The organism is Prevotella heparinolytica (genome assembly GCF_004342845.1).
Lineage (GTDB): Bacteria > Bacteroidota > Bacteroidia > Bacteroidales > Bacteroidaceae > Bacteroides > Bacteroides heparinolyticus.
Genome location: NZ_SLXB01000001.1, coordinates 372603 through 380829 on the forward strand (window position 1 = coordinate 372603; position 8227 = coordinate 380829).

6 protein-coding genes and 1 pseudogene are annotated in these 8227 nt (G+C 52.4%); 4 read left to right on the plus strand and 3 right to left on the minus strand.

All coding sequences use genetic code 11. From position 1 onward, the window contains the following. Positions 1-197: 197 nt before the first annotated feature. Positions 198-1523 carry a deoxyguanosinetriphosphate triphosphohydrolase gene (locus EV202_RS01370; RefSeq protein WP_131924882.1) on the minus strand — a complete coding sequence of 442 codons (1326 nt, stop codon included), beginning with the start codon at positions 1521-1523 and terminating at the stop codon, positions 198-200. A gap of 209 nt (positions 1524-1732) precedes the next feature. Between EV202_RS01370 and dut the strand changes: the two genes are divergently transcribed. Genes dut through EV202_RS01390 form a run of 4 tightly spaced genes read left to right on the plus strand, consistent with a single transcriptional unit; the run spans position 1733 to position 5912 of the window. After that, positions 1733-2167, plus strand: a complete 435-nt coding sequence (dut, locus tag EV202_RS01375) for a dUTP diphosphatase (protein WP_131924932.1) — start codon at positions 1733-1735, stop codon at positions 2165-2167. Positions 2168-2185: 18 nt separating this feature from the next. Continuing rightward, positions 2186-4015 (plus strand): tetratricopeptide repeat protein, encoded by a 1830-nt coding sequence (locus EV202_RS01380; RefSeq protein ID WP_131924885.1) that lies wholly within the window; start codon positions 2186-2188, stop codon positions 4013-4015. Next, a complete protein-coding gene (locus tag EV202_RS01385) occupies positions 3993-4580 on the plus strand; it encodes a DUF4292 domain-containing protein (RefSeq protein ID WP_106069797.1) in 588 nt (195 codons plus the stop codon). Before EV202_RS01380 ends, EV202_RS01385 begins: the two co-directional genes overlap by 23 nt. An 18-nt stretch (positions 4581-4598) precedes the next feature. Next, on the plus strand, positions 4599-5912 hold the full coding sequence (locus EV202_RS01390; protein ID WP_131924888.1) for a murein hydrolase activator EnvC family protein: 1314 nt from the start codon (positions 4599-4601) through the stop codon (positions 5910-5912). A 12-nt stretch (positions 5913-5924) separates the two neighbouring features. Here the strand turns inward: EV202_RS01390 and EV202_RS01395 are convergent, their stop codons facing one another. Together EV202_RS01395 and EV202_RS01400 are read right to left on the minus strand one after the other, a co-directional pair. Continuing rightward, positions 5925-6995 carry a M20 family metallo-hydrolase gene (locus EV202_RS01395; RefSeq protein ID WP_131924891.1) on the minus strand — a complete coding sequence of 357 codons (1071 nt, stop codon included), beginning with the start codon at positions 6993-6995 and terminating at the stop codon, positions 5925-5927. An 809-nt stretch (positions 6996-7804) separates the two neighbouring features. Then, positions 7805-8227: pseudogene (locus EV202_RS01400) on the minus strand (IS5/IS1182 family transposase); the annotation flags it as partial.

Sequence of the window (8227 nt, forward strand, 5' to 3'; positions counted from 1 at the left end):
CGGTTGGCGGCGGGCGGTTGGGCGGTTTCGCAGACGCTTGTCTCTGTCATGTCAGGCGCTTGCGTCTGTCGTCTCAAACACTTGTCTCTATCGGCTCGCACACTTGTGCCTGTCAACCATTTGATTTATAGGTGGCTACGTGGATGCTTCCGGCCGAAACGCGCGGCATGCCTCCTCCACTCACCCTTCACCGCAGCTCACACCGCCGGCAGGCTGTTTCCGTTTATCTTTCGATAGAGGTCGAGGGCATACACGTCCGTCATACCCGAAATGTAGTCCAGCACCGCCTGAATTTTTTCGTAGAGTGCGGGTGCTTTTATGTTGTATTGGTCCGACACGCGGTTGATGAGCAGTTGCGAATATGCCTTCTCGGGCGAGCGCACGGCGTCTATCATCAGTTCGAGCAGCGTGCTGATGATGCGGAAACCCGCCAGCTCGATGTCCAGTACGTCGCGCGAGCGGTAAATCTTCCGCATTGAAACGTCGGCGCAATGCTTATAGGCGGCGGCAGGCTGTTCGGATATATGCCGGATGAGGCTTCCCTCGAACTCTCCTTCCAGGATTTTCGCTTCATTGTTCAGGAAAGCCTCGGTGCATTCGCTTATGAGCAGCCCGATGACGCTGGAGCGCAGGTAGGCTATCTGCTCGTTGACGTCGCTCACAATCTCCAACGTCTTCAGCATGTGCTCCTTGCGCTCGTCGGTGAAGTAGGCCAGCAGCAACTCCTGCGTCTCTTGCGAGGTAAGAATCTTCAGCTTGTGCGCATCCTCGATGTCCATCATCTGATAGCAGATGTCGTCGGCAGCCTCTACGAGATATACCAACGGATGGCGGGCATATCTTAGCGGGGCGTCGCTCAGCTTCTTCATCCCCAGCTCTTCGGCAATGCGGCGGAAGCCCTCCTCTTCCGTGGTGAAGAAGCCGAACTTCGGCTTCTTGCCCGCCAGACTCGACGAAAAGGGATATTTTACGATGCTTGCAAGGGTGGGGTAGGTAAGTACGAAGCCTCCCTTTCGCCGCCCTTCAAACTGATGCGTGAGCAGGCGGAAGGCGTTGGCGTTTCCTTCGAAGTGCGTCAGGTCTTCCCATTGCTCAGGCGTGAGGTGCGCCCTCAAATCCATGCCTTTGCCTTCGGAAAAGTAAGTGGAGATGGCCCGTTCGCCCGAATGCCCGAAGGGAGGATTGCCCAAATCGTGAGCCAGGCAGGCGGCCGAGACAATCGAACCGATTTCGGGCAGGTAGGTGTGCTGCAACTCCGGGCGGCGGGCAAGGATGGCTTTGGACACGTCGTTGCCTAACGAACGTCCCACGCACGATACTTCCAGACTGTGCGTCAGCCGGTTGTGGACAAAGATGCTTCCCGGCAGGGGGAATACCTGCGTCTTGTTCTGCAACCGGCGAAACGGGGCGGAGAATACAAGGCGGTCGTAATCCCGTTGAAACTCCGAACGGTTTTCGTGGCGTTCGCGGTGAAACTCTTCCAATCCGAAACGTTTGGCGGATATAAGCGTATTCCAGTCCATATTAAGTCAAATTAATTCAGGGTCTGTCGGGGTTTACCCGGCATTCTTCCCGAGCTTTCTTATTATTTAACTGCAAATGTACCATTATTTTGTATCAAATTCCGTATTTTCGCCCATTAAATGCAACAGGCAGGTTTTGCGGCTCTTGGATGGCCGGCGAAGACTCTACTGCCTTTCGCTGTTGAATAACCCCTAAATTGTGAATCATGCTGAATGTACAGATAATCAACAAGTCAAAACATCCTCTTCCCGCTTATGCCACCGAATTGTCTGCCGGGATGGATCTCCGTGCCAACCTCGACGAGCCCCTTACGCTGGCTCCGATGCGAAGGTGTCTGGTTCCTACGGGGCTTTATATCGCCCTGCCCACAGGCTTTGAAGCGCAAGTGCGTCCCCGCAGCGGGTTGGCCCTGAAGAAGGGAATCACGGTGCTGAACTCTCCCGGAACCATCGACGCCGATTATCGCGGTGAAATCTGCGTCATCCTCGTCAACCTTTCTGCCGAAGCGTTTGTGATAGAAGACGGCGAACGCATTGCCCAAATGGTGATAGCCCGCCACGAACAGGCCGTTTGGCAGGAAATGGAAGTGCTGGACGAGACGGAGCGCGGTGCCGGCGGATTCGGACATACCGGGAAAAAATAAGGATTTAAGATTGAAAACATGAGATATATCAGACTGATAGCTTTTCTTTTGCTCCTTTCTTCGGTCGGCCCGTCGTACGGAGTCTTGGTTGGAAGCGTTGCGACCGGAGCGGCTTCCTCTGTCATCGCCGGTGCGGCAGCCAAGAAAAACAAGAAGAAACAAAGAAAGCCGGCTTCCCCTCCGGTGCAACTTACCGACGAGGAGCAACGGCGCTACGACTACTTCTTCCTTGAGGCTGCACGCCTGAAAGTGCAGAAAGAGTATGCCGCCGCCTTCGACTTGCTGCAACACTGCCTGACGATTGCCCCCGACGAGCCTTCGGCTTTGTACGAGATAGCCCAGTATTACCTCTTCCTCAAGCAAGTGCCGCCGGGACAGGCCGCTTTGGAGAAAGCGGTGGAGAAAGCTCCCGACAACTATTGGTATAGTCAGGCGTTGGCCAATCTCTATATGCAGCAAAACGAAACCGATAAGGCTGCGGCACTGCTGGAACAGATGGCGGCCCGCTTCTCCGACAAGATGGACCCGCTTTACAATCTGCTGGAAATCTACAACAAGGCAGAAGCCTATGACAAGGTAATAGGCATACTGAACAAGCTGGAGAAGAAAACGGGCAAGAACGAGCAGCTCAGCATGGAGAAGTTCCGCATCTATCTGCAGAAGAAAGACGACAAGCGCGCTTTTCGTGAAATAGAGAGTCTGGTGGAAGAGTATCCCAACGACATGCGCTATCAAGTGGTGCTGGGCGATGTCTATATGCAACACGGCAAGGAAGACGAAGCCTACGGCATTTACAAGAAAGTGCTGGCCGAAGAGCCCGACAACGTGATGGCGATGTATTCGCTGGCCTCTTACTACGACCAGACCGGGCAGAAAGAGCTTTACGAACAGCAACTGGACACGCTGCTCCTGAACAAAAAAGTGGCTTCGGACGTCAAGCTGAACGTGATGCGCCGCTTCATTGTGCAGAACGAGCAGGAAGGGCGCGACAGTACCCGCGTGCTCACTCTCTTCGACCGTATCATGGAGCAAGACCCCGACGATGCCAACCTGCCGATGCTCTATGCCCAATATCTTCTTTCCAAAAAGATGAACGAGCAGACGTGGCCGGTGCTGAGGCAGGTGCTGGTTATCGACCCTACCAACACGGCGGCACGCATGATGCTGGTGGGCGAGGCCGTGCGCAAGGAAGACAATAAGGAATTGATGGCTTTGTGCGAAGCCGGAGTGGAGTCGAATCCCGATATGCTGGAGTTTTATTTCTATTTGGCCTTTGCATACAATCAGGCGGAACGGACAGACGATGCCCTGAACGTCTGCCTCAAAGCCCTGACTCGTGTCACCGACGAGAGCAATAAGGAAATGGTGTCGAACTTCTATGCTATTATGGGCGACATCTACCACACCAAGAACCGCAACCTCGATGCCTATGCCGCCTACGACTCGTCTTTGGTCTACAATCCGTCGAACATCGGTACGCTGAACAATTATGCCTACTACCTCTCTTTGGAGCGGCGCGACCTGGACAAGGCGGAAGAGATGAGCTACAAGACCGTGAAGGCCGATCCGAATAACCCCACTTACCTCGACACCTACGCATGGATATTGTTTGTGAAGGGAAATTATGCCGAAGCGCGCCTCTACATGGACGAAGCCATGAAAAACGATGCCGGAAACAGTAGCGTGGTGATAGAGCATTGCGGCGACATCTACTACATGACGGGCGACGTGGAAGGAGCGTTGAAGTATTGGAAACAGGCTTGGGAGAAGGGCAGCCGCTCCGATACGCTGAAACAGAAAATCCAGAAAAAGAAATACATAGCCGATGAAAACAAACCTGCTCAATAAAACAGTGTCGAAGGCACTCCGCATGTTGCCTTTGCTTCTGCTGGCCGTGGCCCTTGCCGGGTGCAAGACGTCGCGCATGGCTCACATGGGCGTTGAGAATACCGGATACCTTTCTTCCAAAGTGCAACTGACCGTTCCCCATAAGGATGCGGTGCTCACGGTGAACGGAACCATGAAACTGAAAGAGGGCGAGCGCATGCAACTCTCTTTCCTTATGCCCATCCTGCGCACGGAAGTGGCACGCATGGAAGTCACACCGGACGACATCCTGCTGGTAGACCGTATGGGAAAACGCTACGTGCAGGCCACCCGTAAGGAACTGAAGCGCATATTGCCCAAGAAAGCGGACTTTGCCCGGTTGGAGAAACTGCTCTATGCCGCTTCCAAACCCGATGGCAAAAAAACATTGACCGGCAAAGAACTGGGCATTCCCTCTCTGGCAAAAGGGAAACTTGTCTTTTCCGACTTCTCTAACAAGGGATTCACGATGTCTCCCACTCAACTCTCGCAAAAATACAGAGAGGTGGCATGGGAGGAGTTGTTGGAGATGCTGATGGACCTTTAATCAACATATGTCATGTGCATGAAACGTTTCTTTTCTATTCTTATAAGTTGTTTCTGTCTGGCTATTCCGCTTCTTGCCCAGTCCAACAAGCTGATTAAGGAGTTGGAAAACAGGCGCGGGGCTTTGCAGAAGCAGATTGCAGAGTCGGAGACGCTGTTGGTCAATACGCGTAAGGATGTGGGCAGCCAGTTGAGCGGACTTGCCGCACTGACCGGACAGATAGAAGAACGGAAACGTTATATCCTTGCCATCAACAACGATGTTGAGGCGATAGAGCGTGAGCTGGGCGTGCTGGGGCGTCAGCTTGTGCGCCTGCAAAACGATTTGAAGGACAAAAAACAGAAGTACGAATCGTCTGTCCAATATCTGTATAAGAACCGTTCCATCGAGGAGAAGCTGATGTTTATCTTTTCTGCCCGGACGTTGGCCCAAACCTACCGTCGCATGCGCTATGTGCGCGAATACGCCACCTATCAGCGCCTGCAAGGCGAAGAGGTATTGAAAAAGCAGGAGCAGGTGAACCGCAAGCAGGCGGAACTCCGGCAAGTGAAGGCCGCCAAAGAAGGCTTGCTGAAGGAGCGTGAGGCGGAGAAAGCCCGCTTGGAGGTGCAAGAGAAAGAGAAAAAGACGCTGGTTGCCAATCTGCGGAAGAAGCAACGGGGCTTGCAAGATGAAATCGGTAAGAAACGCCGCGAGGCTGACCGCCTCAATGCCCGTATCGACCGGTTGATAGCCGAAGAGATAGAGAAAGCCCGTAAGCGTGCCGAGGAAGAGGCGCGACGCGAGGCCGCCGCACGCAAAAAGGCCGATGAGAAAGGTGGAAAGAGTGAGAAGAGTGCCGCTTCTTCCACGTCTTCGAAGCCTAAGGCCACTCCTTTGGAGACTTATTCGATGAGCAAGGCCGACCGCGAGCTTTCAGGCAACTTTGCCAATAATCGGGGAAAACTGCCGATGCCCCTCACCGGTGCTTATATTATCGTCAGCCACTACGGGCAGTATGCCGTAGAGGGGTTGCGCAACGTCAAACTCGACAATAAAGGCATCGATATTCAAGGTAGGCCGGGTGCTCAGGCTCGTGCCATCTTCGACGGCAAGGTGGCGGCGGTATTCCGGTTGAACGGACTGTTCAACATCCTTATCCGCCACGGCAACTACATTTCCGTATATTGTAATCTCTCTTCCGCCTCGGTGAAGCAGGGCGATAATGTCACTACCAAGCAGACGCTCGGCGAAATCTTTTCCGACGGGGCTGATGGCGGATGCACGGTGCTTCACTTCCAGTTAAGAAAGGAGAAGGAGAAGCTGAACCCCGAACCGTGGCTCAACAGATAGGGGGGGGAGGGCTTACATTCTTATCCCGTCCAGCAGTTCCAGATACAATGCGATGGCCTCTTCAATCTCTTTGATGAAGACAAATTCGTCGGCCGTGTGAGAGCGTGCGCTCTTGCCGGGTCCCATCTTCATGGAGGGGAACGGCATCAGGGCTTGGTCGGAAAGCGTAGGCGAGCCGAAAGGCGTGCGCCCCATGGCAATGGCTTTCTGTACGACGGGATGATTGAGCGGTACGTGCGACGAACCCAACCGGAGGGAGCGGGCTTTGGCCTCGCAGGTGATATGTTTCTGTATCTCGTCGAAGAGTTCGCTGTTGTTGTAGCATTCGTTGCTGCGTATGTCCACTGTGAACGTGCAGCAGTCGGGGACGACGTTGTGCTGTGTTCCGGCATTTATCATGGTCACGCTCATCTTTACCGGGCCCAACAGGGGAGATTCTTTCGGGAAGCGGTAACCGCGGAACCAAGCGATGTCGTCCAGCGCCTTGTAGATGGCATTGTCTCCTTCGTTGCGTGCGGCGTGTCCCGACTTGCCGGTTGCCGTTACATCCAGCACCATCAGCCCTTTCTCGGCCACGGCGGGTTGCATCTCGGTAGGCTCGCCCACAATGGCAAACCGGATGGGAGGCAGTTCCGGCAAGACGCTCTCTATGCCATCCTTGCCCGACACTTCTTCTTCGCACGAGGCAAGATATATCAGGTTGTAGGGCTGCGTGGTGCGGCACAGTTGCAGGAACACTTGCAGCAGGCTGACTACGCTTGCGCCGGCATCGTTGCTGCCCAATCCGTACAGCTTTCCGTTGCTTTCCTGCGTCGGGGCGAACGGGTCTTTTCTCCATCCGTTCACGGGCTTCACCGTATCTATGTGGGAGTTCAGCAGGATGGTAGGCTTTTCCAGATTGAACATCGGGCTGAGACACCATACGTTGTTGCCTTTCCTGCCCGTTGCCATACCTTGCATCTCGATGTGGTTTTGCAGAAAGTCGGCGGCCTTCTCTTCGTCGCGGCTTATGGAGGGGATGCTGATGAGCGACTTCAGCAGTCCGATGGCTTCTGATGTCAGGCCGGGTATATCGTAGTTCATAATGCTGTGGGGTTATAATCTGTTTGGGCGCAAATTTACGGATAAATTTCAGAATTAATATAAAGAAGAGAAACGCTTTATTGTTTTGCCAAGTTGGTTCATTGTATTCAATGTGACTTGAGTTCGGAACAGGCGGTTGCTTTTGCTAAAGATTTTAGGGGTTGCATCCTATCGGACGGATATTTCCTGAATGCACCGGTTTACAGTGGCCGGGCAGAAGAGGGCCTTTTACGCCGACCCGCCCTCGCCCTGTTTTGACAGCTGCAATCCTTTGTCGCGACAGTGGCAAGTGTTCAAGCCGACAGACACTTGTGTTTGTCGCGACAGACGCAAGTGTTTGAGCTGTCAGGGACAAGTGTCTGACGGGGCATGGCAAACGCCTGATAACCAATATGCTTTGACCTTAAAACACAAGCCGCCGGGTGAGGTTGTCGACCAGCTTCTCATCCCGACTCAGGTTAAGTTATGTCGAATTCGCGTTAATGTAAGACACATTAGTGCAATGTCTATATGCAACTTTTATCAGAATTTTATTATTTTTGCCACCGGATTGGGGCAACTCATCCCAAGGTGTATTAGATAAAGAAGGAAGCGTTATGCTTATCTTGTAAAGTTGGAAACCTGAGAAATTTCTATTTTGATACAAGAGATTGGCATAGTGGTTCTCACGTTATAGCGTGGGCTGCTATTACCATATTTGTATCAAGGGTTTCTCAGGACCTCAACTTTACGATGTGGCATTACAGTTCCACGCTTCGTGATTTATGAAAGTACACTTTGAGGGCTGGAATTACATAAAAAGAAGTGATTTAAACTTTTCTTTTTCTCAAACATTTCCTTAGCAGAATTACCATAAACGCAATATAGTTCCATGATTCCCAATTCCTAACCGTTGTTTCAAATCGATTTAAAACAGTCCTGTAACTGTCCATCCATGCATTGGTCCTCTCAATGGTATAGCGTTCAGCATATAACAGTTCGTCCACAACGGTATTATTGGGAGTCCCGTTTCTTTTATTGATGCAGATATTGGAGACTACTCCATGACAGCCAAGTACACTTCGAAGAGCTTTACAGTCAAATCCGGCATCCGCATTCAAGAAAAGACCATCTGTTCTGACTTTTGCAATCCCAAGGTCATGCATCATGGAGCGGATTACGTTTTTTATGTCATGAGTATCATGATGTTCGCCGCTTTTAGGCGAAGACATGATAACCGGTATGCCTTGCCG